Raw genomic sequence first — 14,897 nt, forward strand, 5'->3', positions numbered from 1 at the left:
GACCGAGGCGGCGACGCGCCTAGCGGACGGTGATGCGGACCGTCCGGCCGGCGTCGCCCTGCTTCACCCAGGTGGGCAGGGTGAACTGGTCCCGCGTCCAGACCCGGTCGTCGACCTCGACGGTCTGCACGCCGTGGCGGCTCGCGTTGGCGACGGCGTACTGCGCGTAGGCCCAGGCCAGCCGCTTGGTCTTCGCGGTCATGGTCACGACCTTGTCCGTGGCCTTCGCGTCGCTCCGGAACGTCTCCTCCAGCGACTCCGCGAGCCCGTCGGCGTCGCCGTCCTCGTCGTCGTCGTGGACGAGGCAGGTGACGGCCCGGGCGGTCTGTCCGGTGAGGGCGCTGGCGAGCACCCGGGCGTCCGGCTCGTGGTCGCGATAGGCGTCCGGGTAGGCGCTGCGCTGGACGGCCTGCGCGACCTTGGTGATGTCGCGGGTCTCCCAGTCGTTCACGCGCACGAGCGCGTTGTAGAACTTCGTGGTCGCGTAGTACGGGTCCATCAGCTGCTTCTCGCTGCCCCAGCCCTGCGACGGCCGCTGCTGGAAGAGCCCGACGGAGTCGCGGTCGCCGTAGTCCAGGTTCCGGATGCCGGTCTCCTGGTAGACGGTGGCCATGGCGATCGAGCCGGCCCTCGGGGCGAGGCCGCGGCGGACGGAGAGCCCCACGACGATCGAGGTGTAGTGCGCCTGGTCGAGGTCCAGCTCCACGTCCCGGTCGTTCACGGTGACGACGCAGCGCTCCTCGCCGGGCACGGGCGGCGCCACGCCCCGGTCGCGCAGGAACGCGCGCACGCCGAGCGCGGCGACGACGACGAGGGCCACCACGACGAGCAGCGCGCCGACGGCGAGGGCGCGGCGCCGGGCGTACGCGGGGGCGGGGCCGCCTGCCCGACGGCGCGTCGACGTCCGGGCGGCCGACCCCGAGGGCTTGCGCGCGGCGGTCTTGCGGGCGGCGGGCTTCCGGGGCGGGGTGCGAGCGGGCACGGGCGGCCCGGCTACTGGTTGCTGTGCAGCGCCGCGTTCAGCTCGACGGACTGCCCGGCGCGGCGCCGCACCTCGATCGCGCCGCTGAGCGAGTTGCGCAGGAAGAGCAGGCCGCGCTCGCCGGAGAGGGTGGCGGCCTTGACGACCTGCCCGCCCGGCAGCGTGACCTTGGTGCCGGCGGTGACGTAGAGGCCGGCCTCGACCACGCAGTCGTCGCCGAGCGAGATGCCGATGCCGGCGTTCGCACCGACGAGGCAGCGCTCGCCGATGGACACCTGCTCCTTGCCACCGCCCGAGAGCGTGCCCATCACGGAGGCGCCGCCGCCGATGTCGGAGTCGCGACCGACGACGACGCCCGCGGAGATGCGGCCCTCGACCATCGAGGTCCCGAGCGTCCCGGCGTTGAAGTTCACGAAGCCCTCGTGCATCACGGTCGTGCCCTCGGCCAGGTGCGCGCCGAGCCGGACCCGGTCCGCGTCGGCGATCCGCACGCCGGTGGGGAGGACGTAGTCGACCATCCGGGGGAACTTGTCGACGCCGTAGACGGTGACGACCCCGTACGCGGCACGCAGGCGCCAGCGCACCGCCTCGAAGCCCGCCACGGCGCAGGGACCGGCGGTGGTCCACACGACGTTCGGCAGGACGGCGAAGAGGCCGTCGAGGTTGATCGAGCGCGGTGCGACCAGGCGGTGGCTGAGCAGGTGCAGCCGCAGGTAGGCGTCGGACGTGTCGGCCGGGGCGGCGTCGAGGTCGACCTCGACCCGGCGCAGCTCGACGCGGACGCCGCGGACCTCGTCCGTGCGCTCCGCCGCCTGCCACTCCGCCGGCGCCGGCCCGTCGGACGCGGCGCCCAGCGCGGGCGCGGGGAACGCGGTGTCGAGGACCCCGGCGCTCTCGTGCACGGTGGCGAGGCCCCAGCCCCAGGCCAGGCGCGGGCCGGCGGTGGTCTCAGCGGTCGCGGCGTCGGTCTCGGCGTCGGTCATGCGCCCAAGGTTAGAGGGGAGGGCCGTCGGCGGCTCCCCTCCGGCTCGGGAGCGACGAGGTCGCCCCTCGATAGGGTCGGCCCCGTGCCCACGTCGCCCTCGGAACCCCTGCCCCGGCTCGACCTCACCGGTGACCTGACCGACCTGCTGGTCGCGCTCGTGGACGTCGCGTCCGTGAGCGGTGACGAGGCGCGGCTCACCGACGCGATCCAGGCCGCCCTCGAGCCGCTCGACCACCTCGAGCTGGTGCGCGACGGCGACGTCCTGGTCGCGCGTACGCAGCTGGGACGCGCCGAGCGCGTGGTGCTCGCGGGGCACACGGACACGGTCCCGATCGCGGGGAACGTCCCCTCGCGGACCACCGGCTCCGGCGACGACCGGGTCGTGCACGGGCGCGGCGCCTGCGACATGAAGGGTGGCGTCGCCGTGCAGCTCGCCGTCGCGGCCGCGCTCACGGAACCCTCGCGCGACCTCACCTACATCTTCTACGACAACGAGGAGGTGGAGGAGAGCCGCAACGGGCTGGCCCGCATCGGCCGCGAGCGCCCCGACCTGCTCGCCGCGACCTTCGCCGTGCTGGGGGAGCCGTCGAACGCCCGCGTCGAGGGCGGCTGCCAGGGCACCATGCGCGCCGAGATCACCCTGACCGGCGTCGCCGCGCACTCCGCCCGCTCCTGGAAGGGGTCCAACGCCATCCACGCCGCCGGGCCGCTGCTCGAGCGCCTCGCCGCCCACGTGCCCGCGCAGGTCGAGGTCGAGGGGCTCGTCTACCGCGAGGGCCTGAACGCGGTCCGCATCGCTGGCGGCATCGCCGGCAACGTCGTCCCCGACCGCTGCGTGGTCGAGGTCAACTACCGCTTCGCGCCGTCGAAGAGCCCGGCGCAGGCCGAGGCCTACCTGCGCGACGTCCTCGACGGCTTCGACCTCGAGGTCACCGACGTCGCCGCCGGCGCCCGGCCGGGGCTCGACCAGCCCGTGGCCGCCGACTTCGTGGCCGCGGTCGGCGGCGAGCCGCAGCCCAAGTTCGGGTGGACCGACGTCGCCCGGTTCTCGGCCCTGGGCATCCCCGCCGTGAACTTCGGCCCCGGCGACCCGGGCAAGGCCCACGCCGACGACGAGTTCTGCCCGACCGCGGACCTGCACACCTGCCGCGACGCCCTGCTGCGCTGGCTGGCCTAGCCCGCGGTCGAGGCGGACCAGGTCGTCGGGACCCACTCGCCGAGGAGGTTCGCCGCCACGAGGGTGCTGTCCTCGGGGTCCCACAGCAGCACCACCCCGGCGGCCTGGGTGAGGGCGACGAGCGCCGCCATCTGACCGGCGCCGACCGGCAGGGCGTGGCGCTGCTCGTCCTCCGTCACCACCATCAGCTCGAACGCCTCGCCGTCGGGCCGTCCCGGCGACCAGTTCGCGTTCACGAACGTCACCCGCTGCGTCCCCGCGCTCGCCCCCGTCACCCTGGGAGGATCGCACCGCCCCCGACCACGGTGCGGGGGACTGGTCGAGACGGCGCCCGCGGCTAGGGTCGGAGCGTGACGGACCGGACCGAGGGCAGGCGCTTCGTCGAAGGATCGGTGGTGCGGGGCGGTACGCAGCGGCAGGGCACGACGACGGACCAGCGGCTCCTGGAGTCGCGCGGGCCGACGGACTGGGTCCACACCGACCCGTGGCGCGTGCTGCGGATCCAGGCCGAGTTCGTGGACGGCTTCGGCACGCTTGCCGAGCTCGGCCCCGCGACCGGTGTCTTCGGTTCCGCACGTACGCCCGCCGACCACCCCCTGTACGCCGCCGCCGAGCAGGTCGGCGCGCGGCTGGCGGCGGCCGGCCAGGCCGTCATCACCGGCGGCGGCCCCGGGATCATGGAGGCCGCGAACAAGGGCGCGGCGGAGGCCGGCGGGATCTCGGTCGGGCTGGGGATCGAGCTGCCGTTCGAGACCGGCCTGAACCCGTACGTGAACCTCGGCATCAACTTCCGCTACTTCTTCGCCCGCAAGACGATGTTCGTGAAGTACGCCCAGGGCTTCGTCGTGCTGCCCGGCGGCTTCGGCACGCTCGACGAGCTCTTCGAGGCGCTCACGCTCGTGCAGACGCGCAAGGTGACGTCGTTCCCCGTGGTGCTCTTCGGTAGCTCCTACTGGTCGGGCCTCCTCGGCTGGCTGCGCGAGACCGCGCTGACCCACGGGGCGATCTCCGAACCCGACCTGGAGATGTTCACGGTCACCGACGATGTCGACGAGGCGGTCGCGGCCGTGGTCGCCGACCCGGAACCGGTCACCCCGGAACGTCCGGAGTAGGGCCCCGCTCCGAGCGGCGTGGCACGATCTCACCCATGGAGTGGTTCATCGCTGCGGTCGCCGTCGTGGCGCTCGGCGTGGCCGCGGTCGTCGCGGCAGGAGGCGGGGGGTCGATGGCGAAGGACCCGGTGCGGGACACGTACGCGATGACGGTCTCCGACGAGCCGCTCGACGCCGGGGCCGTGCGGGGGCTCCGCTTCGGCGTGGCGCTGCGCGGCTACGCGATGGACCAGGTCGACGCCGTCCTCGACCGGCTGGCAGCCGAGCTCGAGGCCCGCGACGCGCGGGTCGCTGAGCTCGAGGCGCAGCTGGCCGGCACCGGTCGTTCCGAGGTGGAGCGGTGAGCCTGCGGCTGGAGGTCTCCCGCGAGCTGCGGGCGAGCCCGGAGCGCGTCTGGGACGAGCTCGTCGACTGGCGGGGGCAGGACCGCTGGATCCCGCTCACGCACGTCCGGGTCACCGGGACGCGCAGCACGGGCCTCGGCGCGCGGGTGGCGGCGCTCAGCGGGTTCTGGCTCGGACCCGTGCCCGTCGGGCTGCTCGACCGTTTCGTCGTCACCGGCTGGACCCCGCCCGGGTCCGCGCCGGGCGACGCCCCCGGCGAGCTCGCCGTGCTGCACCTGGGCCCGTACTTCACCGGCGAGGGGTCCTTCAAGGTCCTGCCCGACCCGGCCGGTGCGCGGCTGGTCTGCACCGAGGTCTTCACCGTGCCGGGAGGCGCTCCGGTGGAGGCGCTGCTGCGCCTCGTCCTGCCGGTCATGCGGCGGGGGTTCGCGGCGAGCCTCGACACGTTCGCCGGGCTCGTCGAGCGTCCCCGTGGGGCCTGAGCCGGAGGTCGTGCACGGCCCGGACGGTCTCGTCCGGTGCCCTTGGTCGCTCTCCACGCCGGAGTACGTCGCCTACCACGACACCGAGTGGGGCTGGCCGGTCGCGAGCGTGGCCGGGCTCTACGAGCGGCTGACCCTCGAGGCGTTCCAGTCCGGGCTCGCGTGGATCACGATCCTGCGCAAGCGCGAGGGGTTCCGGCGGGCGTTCGCCGGCTTCGACCCCGAGGTCGTCGCCGGGTTCGGGGACGACGACCGTGAACGGCTGATGGCCGACGCCGGCATCGTCCGCAACCTTGCGAAGATCGACGCCGCCCTCGCGAACGCCCGGGTGGTCGCCGACCTGGGGGAGGGGTTCGCGGACCTGGTGTGGTCGTTCCGGACGGACTCCCCGCGCCCGGGGCCCGGTGAGTTCCGGGCCGTCACGCCCGAGTCGACGGCGCTGGCCAAGGCGCTGAAGGCCGCCGGGATCCGCTTCGTCGGCCCCACCACGGCGTACGCGCTCATGCAGGCGACCGGCCTGGTGGACGACCACCGCAGCGACTGCGAGGTCCCCGACGCGGCCCTGCTGCGGGCCGCCGTCGAGGCCGTCGCCGCCCAGCGTGCGAAACCCTGGGGTCGTACGCGATAATTAGCCGAGTACCACGATCCCCTAGCAGATGAGGATGCACGATGGCAGCGATGAAGCCGCGAACCGGTGACGGACCCATGGAGGTCACCAAAGAGGGTCGCGGGATCGTCATGCGCGTTCCGCTCGAAGGCGGCGGTCGCCTCGTCGTCGAGCTGAACGCCACCGAGGCCACCGACCTCGCCGAGGCCCTGAAGGGCGTCATCGGCTGAGGGAGATGACCCCTAGAACGACCAGGCCCCGCGCTCAGCGCGGGGCCTGTGCCGTCTCCGGACGCTCACGGCAACGCCACATCACCTCGCAGGAGCGCCTCGGGAACGCCCCCTGAGCCTGTCGAAGGGCCTCGAAGAGGTCGGCGCTTCTCATCACCAATGCCAACCCGTTCCGGGCCCTTCGACAGGCTCAGGGGGCGTTGACGGGCTCAGCGACCCGCGTGGTGGGCGATCGCGGCGCGGTAGACGTCGACCGTCTCGGCGGCGATCTTGGCCCAGCTGAACTCGTCCACGCAGCGCTGCCGACCGGCGAGGCCGAAGGCCTTCGCCCGCTCCGGGTCGGCCGTGAGCGCGTTGACCTTCGCCGCGAACTCGGCCTCGAACGCCGCGACGAAGGCCGGGTCGTCGGCCTTCGCCGGGTCGTACGGCACCAGGTAGCCGGTCTCGCCGTCGACGACGACCTCGGGGATCCCGCCCACGGCGCTCGCGACGACGGCGGTCTCGCAGGCCATGGCCTCGAGGTTGACGATGCCGAGCGGCTCGTAGACCGACGGGCAGGCGAAGACCGTGGCGTGGGAGAGGATCTGGCGCACGCTGGCCCGCGGCAGCATCTCCTCGATCCAGATCACGTTGCCGCGGGTGCTCTGCAGGTGCCCGAAGGCGTCGCCGATCTCGCGGGCGATCTCCGGGGTGTCCGGGGCACCGGCCAGCAGGACGAGCTGGGTGTCCGGGTGGAACTGCTCGGCGGCGCGCACGAGGTGGATGAGCCCCTTCTGCCGGGTGATGCGCCCGACGAAGACGACCGTCGGCTTGTCGAGCGCCATGCCGATCGACTCCGCGACGTCGGTGCCCAGGTCGGGCTTGAACTCGTCGGTGTCGATGCCGTTCTTGACCACGTGCAGCCGGGCGGGGTCGAGGTCGGTGTAGGACTCGAGGATCCCGGTCTTCATGCCCTCGCTGACCGCGATGACGGCGTCGGCGGCCTCGAAGGCGGTGCGCTCGGCCCAGGACGAGAGGCGGTAGCCGCCGGCCAGCTGCTCGGCCTTCCAGGGCCGGTGCGGCTCGAGCGAGTGCGCGGTGACGACGTGCGGGACGTCCTGGAACAGCCCCGTCAGCAGCCCGCCGAGGTTGGCGTACCAGGTGTGCGAGTGGACGACGTCGACCGGCGGCACCGCGGCGACCATGCCCAGGTCGGCCCCGAACACGCGGATCGCGGCGTTCGCGCCGGCCGGGTAGGTCTCGGGGTGGGCGGTCGCGCCCTCCCGCGGCTCGCCCATGCACTGCACGTCCACGTCGACGAGCGCGCGCAGCTGGGGGACCAGCTGGGCCACGTGCACACCGGCGCCGCCGTAGATCGTCGGCGGGTACTCGCGGGTCAGCACGGACACGGACAGCCGCCGGTCGGGCGCGGCCGCCTCGTCCGTGGCTGCGAGGGTCTCGGCGTCCTGGACGTCGTCGGCGGGGCTCATCTGGGCATGCTCCCACAACGTGACGTGCGTCTCTGCGGGGCGTCGGCCCACCCCCGACGACCCCGCGTGAGGCCGGTCGTACGGTGCGCTCTAGGTTTCCCTCATGGCTGTACCAGCGAAGGTTCTGTCCATCGTCCTCGCCGGCGGCGAGGGCAAGCGCCTGATGCCCCTGACGATGGACCGGGCCAAGCCGGCGGTCCCCTTCGGCGGGACCTACCGGTTGATCGACTTCGTCCTGTCCAACCTGGCGAACGCCGGGATGCGCCAGATCGCCGTGCTCACCCAGTACAAGTCGCACTCGCTGGACCGCCACATCTCGCTGACCTGGCGCATGTCGACGATGCTCGGCAACTACGTGACGCCGGTCCCGGCGCAGCAGCGGCGCGGGCCGCACTGGTACCAGGGCAGCGCCGACGCGATCTTCCAGTCGATGAACCTGATCAACGACGAGAAGCCGGACTACGTCGTCGTCTTCGGCGCGGACAACATCTACCGGATGGACGTCTCGCAGATGCTGCAGGCGCACATCGACGGGGGCCATGGGCTGACCGTGGCCGCCATCCGCGTGCCGCGCAGCCAGGCCTCGGCCTTCGGCGTGATCGACGCGGCGCCCGACAACAAGATCACCGAGTTCCTGGAGAAGCCGGCCGACCCGCCCGGCCTGCCCGACGACCCCGAGTCGTCCTTCGCCTCGATGGGCAACTACATCTTCACGACCGACGCCCTCATCGAGTGCCTCGAGCGCGACGCCGACCTCGAGGACTCGCGCCACGACATGGGCGGGGACATCGTGCCCGCGTTCGTCGACGCCGGGGACGCGCAGGTCTACGACTTCACGGGCAACAACGTGCCGGGGTCGACCGACCGCGACAAGGCCTACTGGCGCGACGTCGGGACGATCGACGCCTACCACGAGGCGCACATGGACCTGGTGTCCATCGACCCCGTCTTCAACCTCTACAACCAGGGCTGGCCCATCTGGACCTACCCCGTGCAGCAGCCGGCGGCGAAGTTCACCCTCCGCGGCCTCGCGCTCGACTCGCTGGTCAGCCCCGGCTGCATCATCTCGGGCGGCTCGATCGAGAGCTCGGTGCTGTCGCCGAACGTCCGCGTCGACGAGGGCTCCAAGGTGGACCACTCGGTGCTGCTGACCGGGGTGCGGATCGGCCACAAGGCCGTCGTCCGCAGCGCGATCCTCGACAAGAACGTCGTGGTCCTCGACGGCGCCCAGATCGGCGTCAGCAAGGCCGACGACCTCGCGCGCGGCTTCACCGTCTCCGACAGCGGGATCACCGTCGTCGGCAAGGGCGTCACGGTCCGGTGAGCCCGGCCGTCGGCTGAGCCCGGTGGTCAGCCGAGCCCGAGCTCAGCCGAGGTCGGTGGTGCCGGGCTCGACCAGCGCCCGGACGATCGCGTCGACCTCGGCCGCGTAGAGCACGGCGGGGTCGAGCCCCGCGGCGCCGAGGTGCCCGCCCAGCTCCAGGCTGATCACCCCGTGCAGCCGCGTCCAGGACGCCAGGGCCAGCCGCAGCACCCGAGGCGCGTACGCATCCAGCCCGGCGTGCTCGGCCCACGCCCGGACGGCGCCGTCGAGCGTGTCGCCATCCGCCCGCCCGGGGGTGCCGGGCGCCCCTGAGGTCTCGGCGGGGGAGCCGTCCGCCGCCGCCAGGGCCCGGACGAGGACCAGCATGCTGCGGGTCGCGGCCGGCACCGTGCGCTCCGGCGCGAGGTCCACGCCCGAGCCGGCGCGGGACTGGAAGACCAGCCGGTACTCGTTCGGGTGCTCGCCGGCCCAGGTTCGCGCGGCCCCGAGCACCGCGGCCAGCGTCTCGTCCGCGCCGCCGCCGGCCGCGCCGCGGGACTCCAGGAAGTCGGCGAAGTCGTCGTACGCGTCGACGACGAGGTCGGCCAGCAGGGCGTCGCGGTTCTCGAAGTAGCGGTAGACCGCCGCCGGCGACATCGCCATCTCGCGGACGACCCCGCTGAGCGACACCGCGTCGGGCCCGCCGGAGCGGATCTGCTCCATGGCCAGCGCCTTGATCTCCCGGACCGTCTGCACCCGCCGTTCCTCGCGGCGGGTCGGTCTGCGCTGCTCGGTGCTCATGAGTCCCCCTTCCGTGAAGTTCGTTGACACCGTAACAGGTACTCACTAGTGTGAAGGGTATTCACATCGTGAACCACAGCAGCAGAAGCAGAGGAACCCACGTGACCAGCTCCGCACCGGCGCCAGCCACCACCACCCGCGTCGTCCTGCCCGGGGTCGTCGAGCCCGCGGGCCTCGAGCTCGTCACCGCGCCCGTCCCGGACCCCGGCCCCGGCCAGCTGCTCGTGGCGGTGGAGGCCACCGGGATCTCGTACGCGGAGCAGGCGATGCGCAAGGGCCGCTACTTCGGCCAGCCCGCCTTCCCGTTCACCCCCGGCTACGACCTCGTGGGCCGGGTCCTCGCGGCCGGCCCGGGCGCCGACGCCGCGCTCGTCGGCCGGCGGGTCGCCAGCATGACCAAGACCGGGGCGTGGGCGGGCCACGTCGCCGTCGAGGCCCGTGACACCGTCGCGGTGCCCGACGGGATCGCCCCGGAGGACGCCGAGACCGTGGTGGTCAACGGGGTCACCGCGTGGCAGATGCTGCACCGCGCCGCCCGGGTCCGGCCCGGCGCGACGGTCCTGGTCTTCGGCGTGAACGGCGGGGTCGGCGGCATCCTCGTCCAGCTCGCGCAGCACCACGGCGTACGCGTGATCGGTGCCGCCTCGCCGCGCCACCACGAGGCCCTGCGTGCGGCCGGCGTCGAGCCCGTCGACTACGCCGACCCCGACCTGGCCGGACGGGTCCGCGCGCTCGCCCCCGGAGGCGTCGACGCGGTGTTCGACAACATCGGCGGCGCGACCACCCGCACCGCGTGGTCGCTGCTCGCGCCCGGCGGGACGCTCGTCTCGTACGCGATCATCGACGCGGTCAGCGGGACCGGCGGGCTGTGGAGGCCGTTCCTGTCCGCGATCGGGCAGGCGCTCCTGTGGTCGGCGCTGCCGAACGGCAGGCGGGCGACGTTCTACGACCTCTGGTCGGGGCACCGCACCCGGCCCGCACGGTTCCGGAGGCGTCTCGAGGAGGACCTCGGCCACGTCTTCGCGCTGCTCGCCGACGGCACGATCACCGCCAACGTCGCCGCCCGCTTCCCGCTGACCGACGTCGTCCGGGCGATGGAGCTGGCCGAGTCGCGCACCCTCAACGGCAAGGTGGTGCTGGTCCCGTGACCGCCCCGACCTCCACCGGCCCGACCTCCGCCACGACGCCCGACCCTCGGTCGTCGCGGTGGACCGGCGCGGCCCTCCTGCTCGCGGGCGTGGGGTTCGTCGTCGTCGAGGCCGTCGTGGCCGCGGCCTGGGACGTCCGCCCCTACAGCTACGCCGACGACTACGTGAACGTCCTCGGCAGCCGCTTCGTCGGCGAGTTCGGGGGCTACGCGATCTCCTCGCCCCGCTGGCTGCTGATGGACGTCGGCTGGGTGGCGACCGGGCTCCTCGTCGCCGCGGCCGCCGCCCGGCTGGCGCGCGGGTTGGCCGGGTGGCGTCGCGGGCTGGTCACCGGGGCCGGGGTCGTGGTGGCGCTCGGGCTCCTGGTGTTCGCGGTCGTCCCGCTCGGACCCGCCACGATCGCCGCCGGGCTGCTCCCGCTCTACCTCGCCGGCGCGTTCGGCTCGATCGTCGCCGGCAACGCGCTCGCGGTCGCGGTGGGGCTGCTGGGGCGCCGGCTCGGGCTGCCCGCGGGGGTTCGCGGGGTGGGCGTCGGGCTCGGCGTGGTCGGTCTGCTGAGCATCCCGCTCACGTACGGCAGGCTCGCCATCGGCGTCGCGGAGCGGATCCCGATGTACAGCTTCCTGGCCTGGGCGGTGCTGACCGGGGTCGCGCTGCTCGTCGCCGGGCGGCCCGCGAGGAGCGCGCGAGAGGCGTAGGAGAGGCTGCCCTACGACTTCTGAGGGGAGCCTCCGCTTGCTGGCGGGACCCCTCCGGCCGGGGCTAGCGTCGGCCTCCAGCGACCCCGACACCGCCTGGAGGCTCCCATGACCGACCTGCTCGAGATGCCCCCCGTCCACGACTGCTCGGCCACGAGCTGCGCGTACAACCACGACGGCTGCCACGCCTTCGCGATCAGCATGAACGCCGACGCCGAGTGCGCGACGTTCCTCTCCCTCAACGACAAGGGCGGCCTCGACGTCGTCGCCCAGGTCGGCGCCTGCCAGCGCGCCGACTGCGTGAACAACGAGGCCCTCGAGTGCCGCGCGCCGTTCGTCAGCGTCGGCTCCGCCGCCTCCGGCGCGGACTGCCTGTCCTACGCCGCCGCCTGAGCTCACCGCCTCCAGCCGCACCACCCGAGCCGTCCCGGACCACGTCCGGGGCGGCTCGCGGCGTCTCCGCGCTGGTCGAGAGCCCGCCCCACCTGTCCCCGGTTTTTCATGTTTACGTGAAAGACCGGTACTCACCACGGCAGATCTGCCGTGCTCAGTACCGGTGTTTCACGTAAACGTGAAAGTCCTGTGACTCGAGTGACCGCTGCCGCACCCGAACGAGGGGGCGGCGTCAGGCAGGAAGGCTCAGCGCTTGACGGCGGCGAGGAGGCCGTCGCCGACGGGGAGGAGCGTCGCGACGAGGTCCTCGTTCTCGGCCACGGCCTCGAGGGCGCTGCGCACGGCGAGGGTCTCGTCGTCGTCGTCGGAACCGTCCGCGACGCGGTCGTGCCACAGGGCGTGCGTCATGAGGAGCAGGCCGCCGTGGCGGAGGAGCCGCAGGCCCTGCTGCACGTAGTCGGCGTACTCCAGGGTGTCGCCGGCGACGAGGACGAGGTCGTACGCGCCGTCGCTCAGCTTGGGCAGCACGGTCAGGGCGTCACCCGCGATCAGCCGGAACCGCTGGCTCGGGATGCCCGTCGAGCTGAAGGCCTTGCGGGCCTGGCGCTGGTGGTCGGCCTCGAGGTCGACGCTGGTCAGGATCCCGTCGGGCTGCATCCCCGCGAACAGCGCGAGCCCGGACTGGCCGGTGCCCGTGCCGATCTCGACGACCGCCTTCGCCTGCACCGTGCGGGCGAGGAAGGTCAGCGTGCTGACCGTGCCGCGGCTCAGCGGCTCGACGCCGAGCGGCTCGGCCTCGACCCGGGCCTGCGCGGCCGCGTCCCCCTCGACCGCGAAGTCCTCGGCGTACGCCCAGCTCGCGGGCTTCGGCGCGACGTCGGGCGACGTCGGCTCACCGTGGTTGGCGGCAGGGGTGGAAGCGGCAGGCGAGGGACTCACGACGGCAGCCTATCGGTGCGGGCGGGTCGCGAGCGTACGGCGCCGACCCGGCCGGCGGGGGGCAGGGGGCCGTGCGGCGGACGGGTGGCAGCGGCCGGTGCCCGCGTGGGAATACCCTGCCGACCATGAGCCATACCGTCGTCGCCGAGCTCGTCGCGGCCGTCATGAAGGTCGAGGTCGCGGTGGGTCAGCGGGTCGCGGCCGACGACGCGGTGGTCATCCTCGAGTCGATGAAGATGGAGATCCCGGTGCTCGCCGAGGTGGCGGGCACGGTGGTCGAGATCGTGGTGGAGAACGGCGACGTCGTGAACGACGGCGACCCGCTCGTGGTCATCGACCCGTCCTGACGGCGGCGCTGCGCCGACCTGTCGCCGACCGCGTTCCGTAGGATGACGGCCATGGCTCCTCCGCCGTTCGGCCGGCTGCTCACCGCGATGGTGACGCCCTTCGACGCCGACGGCGCGCTCGACCTCGACGCCGCCGCGACCCTGGCCACCACGCTCGTCGACCGCGACGCCCACGACGGCATCGTGGTGAACGGCACGGGCGGCGAGGCCCCGACCACGAGCGACCGCGAGAAGGCCGACGTCGTCCGCGCGGTGGTCGACGCGGTGGGCGACCGGGCGCACGTCGTCGCCGGCGTCGGCACCAACGACACCGCGCACACCCTCGAGCTCGCCGCCGCCGCGGAGAAGGCCGGCGCGGCCGGGCTGCTCGCGGTCACGCCCTACTACTCCCGCCCGCCGCAGTCCGGGCTGCTCGCGCACTTCCGGACCCTGGCCGACGCGACCGGCCTGCCGGTGATGCTCTACGACATCCCGCACCGCGCCGGGACGGCCATCGCGTCGGAGACGCTGCTGCGCCTGGCCGAGCACCCGCGCGTCGTCGCGGTCAAGGACGCGAAGAGCGACCTGGTGGCGTCCGCGGCCGTGATGGCCGCGACCGACCTGGCCTACTACAGCGGCGACGACGCGCTCACCCTGCCGCTGCTGTCGGTCGGGGCCGTCGGCGTGGTCGGCACCTCGACCCACTTCTGCGGGCCCGAGGTCCGCGCGCTGATCGACGCCGCGATGAGCGGCGACCCGGCGGAGGCGCTGCGGCTGCACCGCCGGCTGCTGCCGATCTTCACGGGCATCTTCGCCACGCAGGGCGCGATCCTCGTCAAGGCCGGGCTCGAGCTGCAGGGGCGCGGGGTCGGCGGCGTACGGCTGCCGCTCGTCCCCGCCACGCCGGAGCAGCGGGTCGCGCTCGGCGAGGCCCTCGACGCCGCCGGGCTCGCGTCGGCACCGGCGCCCGCCGCCGTCTGACCCCTTCCCGGCACGCGCCGGGGAACACGGGCCCGGCCTGCTTCGTTCTTGCCACGTACGAGACGTGGGAGGGAGGTGCACAGGTTGCTGACAGGTTTCGTGAAGTCGCTGGACAGGTCGGCTCGCCACGATGAGGCCCTGGTCGCGACCGCTCCGGCCGCGCCTGTGTCGCAGGAGGCACTTCCCGTGCGTACCGTCCCTGGCTCCGCCCCCACCGAGACCGCCGAGGTCGTGTGGCAGCCGCCGAGCTGGGAGGAGATCGTGCGCGACCACAGCGCGCGCGTCTACCGCCTCGCCTACCGCCTCACCGGCAACGCGCACGACGCCGAGGACCTGACCCAGGACGTCTTCGTCCGGGTGTTCCGCTCGCTGCACCGCTTCCAGCCGGGGACGTTCGAGGGCTGGCTCCACCGCATCACCACGAACCTCTTCCTCGACGGCGCCCGTCGCCGCCAGAAGATCCGCTTCGACGGCCTCGCCGAGGGCAGCGACGACCGGCTCGCGAGCTCGTGGCCGAACCCGTCGCAGCAGCTCGACGACGCCGACCTCGACCACGACGTGGCCGCCGCCCTCAACGCGCTCGCGCCCACCTTCCGCGCCGCCGTCGTCCTCTGCGACATCGAGGGCCTGACGTACGAGGAGATCAGCGAGGTCCTCGACCTCAAGATCGGCACCGTCCGCAGCCGCATCCACCGCGGCCGCGCCCAGCTCCGCGAGGCCCTCGCGCACCGCCGTCCCACCCTCGAGCACACCCGCTACCTCGGCGTCGACGCCGAGGCGGGTCGCGCGGCGGAGCTCGACGGTGCCGACCCGAGCCCCACGAGCTCCAGCGGGTGGAGCTCGGCAGGGGGTGAGGGGGGTCGCTCCTCCTCACGACGCGGGCTCGACGGACGGGTGCACGCGGTCGCCCTGTGAGAGAC

19 protein-coding genes are annotated in these 14,897 nt (G+C 73.6%); 13 read left to right on the plus strand and 6 right to left on the minus strand.

Annotated elements, in window-relative coordinates; all coding sequences use genetic code 11:
• Positions 1-19: 19 nt before the first annotated feature.
• Both ABD665_RS19115 and dapD read right to left on the minus strand, forming a co-directional pair.
• Positions 20-982, minus strand: coding sequence for a hypothetical protein (locus ABD665_RS19115; RefSeq protein WP_204911221.1), 963 nt, complete (start codon positions 980-982; stop codon positions 20-22).
• An 11-nt stretch (positions 983-993) separates the two neighbouring features.
• Positions 994-1,965, minus strand: coding sequence for a 2,3,4,5-tetrahydropyridine-2,6-dicarboxylate N-succinyltransferase (dapD, locus tag ABD665_RS19120; RefSeq protein ID WP_204911222.1), 972 nt, complete (start codon positions 1,963-1,965; stop codon positions 994-996).
• A gap of 84 nt (positions 1,966-2,049) precedes the next feature.
• On the opposite strand from dapD, the gene dapE reads away from it, so the two are divergent.
• Entirely contained in the window at positions 2,050-3,144 is a 1,095-nt protein-coding gene (dapE, locus tag ABD665_RS19125; RefSeq protein ID WP_344742769.1) for a succinyl-diaminopimelate desuccinylase, read from the plus strand.
• Here the strand turns inward: dapE and ABD665_RS19130 are convergent.
• The gene (locus ABD665_RS19130) at positions 3,141-3,419 is read right to left on the minus strand and encodes a hypothetical protein (protein WP_204911223.1); all 279 of its coding nucleotides are present in this window, start codon (positions 3,417-3,419) and stop codon (positions 3,141-3,143) included. The two genes, dapE and ABD665_RS19130, sit on opposite strands and share 4 nt — an antisense overlap.
• 75 nt (positions 3,420-3,494) lie before the next feature.
• On the opposite strand from ABD665_RS19130, the gene ABD665_RS19135 reads away from it, so the two are divergent.
• The 5 genes from ABD665_RS19135 to ABD665_RS19155 are packed head-to-tail and all read left to right on the plus strand — an operon-like array spanning position 3,495 to position 5,919.
• Positions 3,495-4,256: an LOG family protein gene (locus ABD665_RS19135; protein ID WP_204911224.1), complete on the plus strand. Its 762-nt coding sequence runs from the start codon at positions 3,495-3,497 to the stop codon at positions 4,254-4,256.
• Between the two features lie 35 nt (positions 4,257-4,291).
• Complete coding sequence (locus ABD665_RS19140) at positions 4,292-4,600, plus strand: DivIVA domain-containing protein (RefSeq protein WP_204911225.1); 309 nt, start codon at positions 4,292-4,294, stop codon at positions 4,598-4,600.
• Positions 4,597-5,082 (plus strand): SRPBCC family protein, encoded by a 486-nt coding sequence (locus ABD665_RS19145; RefSeq protein WP_204911226.1) that lies wholly within the window; start codon positions 4,597-4,599, stop codon positions 5,080-5,082. Before ABD665_RS19140 ends, ABD665_RS19145 begins: the two co-directional genes overlap by 4 nt.
• A complete protein-coding gene (locus ABD665_RS19150; protein WP_344742772.1) occupies positions 5,072-5,710 on the plus strand; it encodes a DNA-3-methyladenine glycosylase I in 639 nt (212 codons plus the stop codon). The genes ABD665_RS19145 and ABD665_RS19150 overlap by 11 nt, the downstream gene beginning before the upstream one ends.
• Positions 5,711-5,751: 41 nt before the next feature.
• On the plus strand, positions 5,752-5,919 hold the full coding sequence (locus ABD665_RS19155; RefSeq protein ID WP_091075091.1) for a DUF3117 domain-containing protein: 168 nt from the start codon (positions 5,752-5,754) through the stop codon (positions 5,917-5,919).
• 209 nt (positions 5,920-6,128) lie between these two features.
• On the opposite strand, the gene glgA is transcribed toward ABD665_RS19155, so the two are convergent.
• Positions 6,129-7,313, minus strand: a complete 1,185-nt coding sequence (gene glgA / locus ABD665_RS19160) for a glycogen synthase (protein ID WP_204913893.1) — start codon at positions 7,311-7,313, stop codon at positions 6,129-6,131.
• 178 nt (positions 7,314-7,491) lie between these two features.
• Between glgA and glgC the strand changes: the two genes are divergently transcribed.
• On the plus strand, positions 7,492-8,712 hold the full coding sequence (gene glgC / locus ABD665_RS19165) for a glucose-1-phosphate adenylyltransferase (RefSeq protein WP_204911227.1): 1,221 nt from the start codon (positions 7,492-7,494) through the stop codon (positions 8,710-8,712).
• A 42-nt stretch (positions 8,713-8,754) separates the two neighbouring features.
• Here the strand turns inward: glgC and ABD665_RS19170 are convergent, their stop codons facing one another.
• Positions 8,755-9,492 carry a WHG domain-containing protein gene (locus ABD665_RS19170; protein ID WP_204911228.1) on the minus strand — a complete coding sequence of 246 codons (738 nt, stop codon included), beginning with the start codon at positions 9,490-9,492 and terminating at the stop codon, positions 8,755-8,757.
• Between the two features lie 101 nt (positions 9,493-9,593).
• On the opposite strand from ABD665_RS19170, the gene ABD665_RS19175 reads away from it, so the two are divergent.
• The 3 genes from ABD665_RS19175 to ABD665_RS19185 all read left to right on the plus strand — a co-directional run bounded on the left by ABD665_RS19175 (position 9,594) and on the right by ABD665_RS19185 (position 11,731).
• Positions 9,594-10,640: a zinc-binding dehydrogenase gene (locus tag ABD665_RS19175; RefSeq protein WP_204911229.1), complete on the plus strand. Its 1,047-nt coding sequence runs from the start codon at positions 9,594-9,596 to the stop codon at positions 10,638-10,640.
• Entirely contained in the window at positions 10,637-11,338 is a 702-nt protein-coding gene (locus tag ABD665_RS19180) for a hypothetical protein (protein WP_204911230.1), read from the plus strand. Before ABD665_RS19175 ends, ABD665_RS19180 begins: the two co-directional genes overlap by 4 nt.
• A gap of 108 nt (positions 11,339-11,446) precedes the next feature.
• Positions 11,447-11,731, plus strand: coding sequence for a DUF1540 domain-containing protein (locus ABD665_RS19185; RefSeq protein ID WP_204911231.1), 285 nt, complete (start codon positions 11,447-11,449; stop codon positions 11,729-11,731).
• 246 nt (positions 11,732-11,977) lie between these two features.
• On the opposite strand, the gene ABD665_RS19190 is transcribed toward ABD665_RS19185, so the two are convergent.
• Positions 11,978-12,670, minus strand: coding sequence for a class I SAM-dependent methyltransferase (locus ABD665_RS19190; protein WP_204911232.1), 693 nt, complete (start codon positions 12,668-12,670; stop codon positions 11,978-11,980).
• A 125-nt stretch (positions 12,671-12,795) separates the two neighbouring features.
• Between ABD665_RS19190 and ABD665_RS19195 the strand changes: the two genes are divergently transcribed.
• From ABD665_RS19195 to sigE, 3 genes are all read left to right on the plus strand, one after another.
• A complete protein-coding gene (locus ABD665_RS19195; RefSeq protein ID WP_204911233.1) occupies positions 12,796-13,017 on the plus strand; it encodes a biotin/lipoyl-binding carrier protein in 222 nt (73 codons plus the stop codon).
• Positions 13,018-13,068: 51 nt separating this feature from the next.
• Positions 13,069-13,977, plus strand: coding sequence for a 4-hydroxy-tetrahydrodipicolinate synthase (gene dapA, locus ABD665_RS19200; protein WP_204911234.1), 909 nt, complete (start codon positions 13,069-13,071; stop codon positions 13,975-13,977).
• A 186-nt stretch (positions 13,978-14,163) separates the two neighbouring features.
• Positions 14,164-14,892: an RNA polymerase sigma factor SigE gene (sigE, locus tag ABD665_RS19205; RefSeq protein ID WP_204911235.1), complete on the plus strand. Its 729-nt coding sequence runs from the start codon at positions 14,164-14,166 to the stop codon at positions 14,890-14,892.
• Positions 14,893-14,897 lie beyond the last annotated feature (5 nt).

This window comes from Microlunatus spumicola (assembly GCF_039536445.1).
Lineage (GTDB): Bacteria > Actinomycetota > Actinomycetes > Propionibacteriales > Propionibacteriaceae > Microlunatus > Microlunatus spumicola.

Excerpts from the sequence above, each read along its gene's own strand:
- dapD (WP_204911222.1), bottom strand. The coding sequence starts at position 1,965 with ATGACCGACGCCGAGACCGACGCCGCGACCGCTGAGACCACCGCCGGC.
- ABD665_RS19140 (WP_204911225.1), top strand. The coding sequence starts at position 4,292 with ATGGAGTGGTTCATCGCTGCGGTCGCCGTCGTGGCGCTCGGCGTGGCC.
- ABD665_RS19155 (WP_091075091.1), top strand. The coding sequence starts at position 5,752 with ATGGCAGCGATGAAGCCGCGAACCGGTGACGGACCCATGGAGGTCACC.
- glgC (WP_204911227.1), top strand. The coding sequence starts at position 7,492 with ATGGCTGTACCAGCGAAGGTTCTGTCCATCGTCCTCGCCGGCGGCGAG.
- ABD665_RS19170 (WP_204911228.1), bottom strand. The coding sequence starts at position 9,492 with ATGAGCACCGAGCAGCGCAGACCGACCCGCCGCGAGGAACGGCGGGTG.
- ABD665_RS19185 (WP_204911231.1), top strand. The coding sequence starts at position 11,447 with ATGACCGACCTGCTCGAGATGCCCCCCGTCCACGACTGCTCGGCCACG.
- ABD665_RS19195 (WP_204911233.1), top strand. The coding sequence starts at position 12,796 with ATGAGCCATACCGTCGTCGCCGAGCTCGTCGCGGCCGTCATGAAGGTC.
- dapA (WP_204911234.1), top strand. The coding sequence starts at position 13,069 with ATGGCTCCTCCGCCGTTCGGCCGGCTGCTCACCGCGATGGTGACGCCC.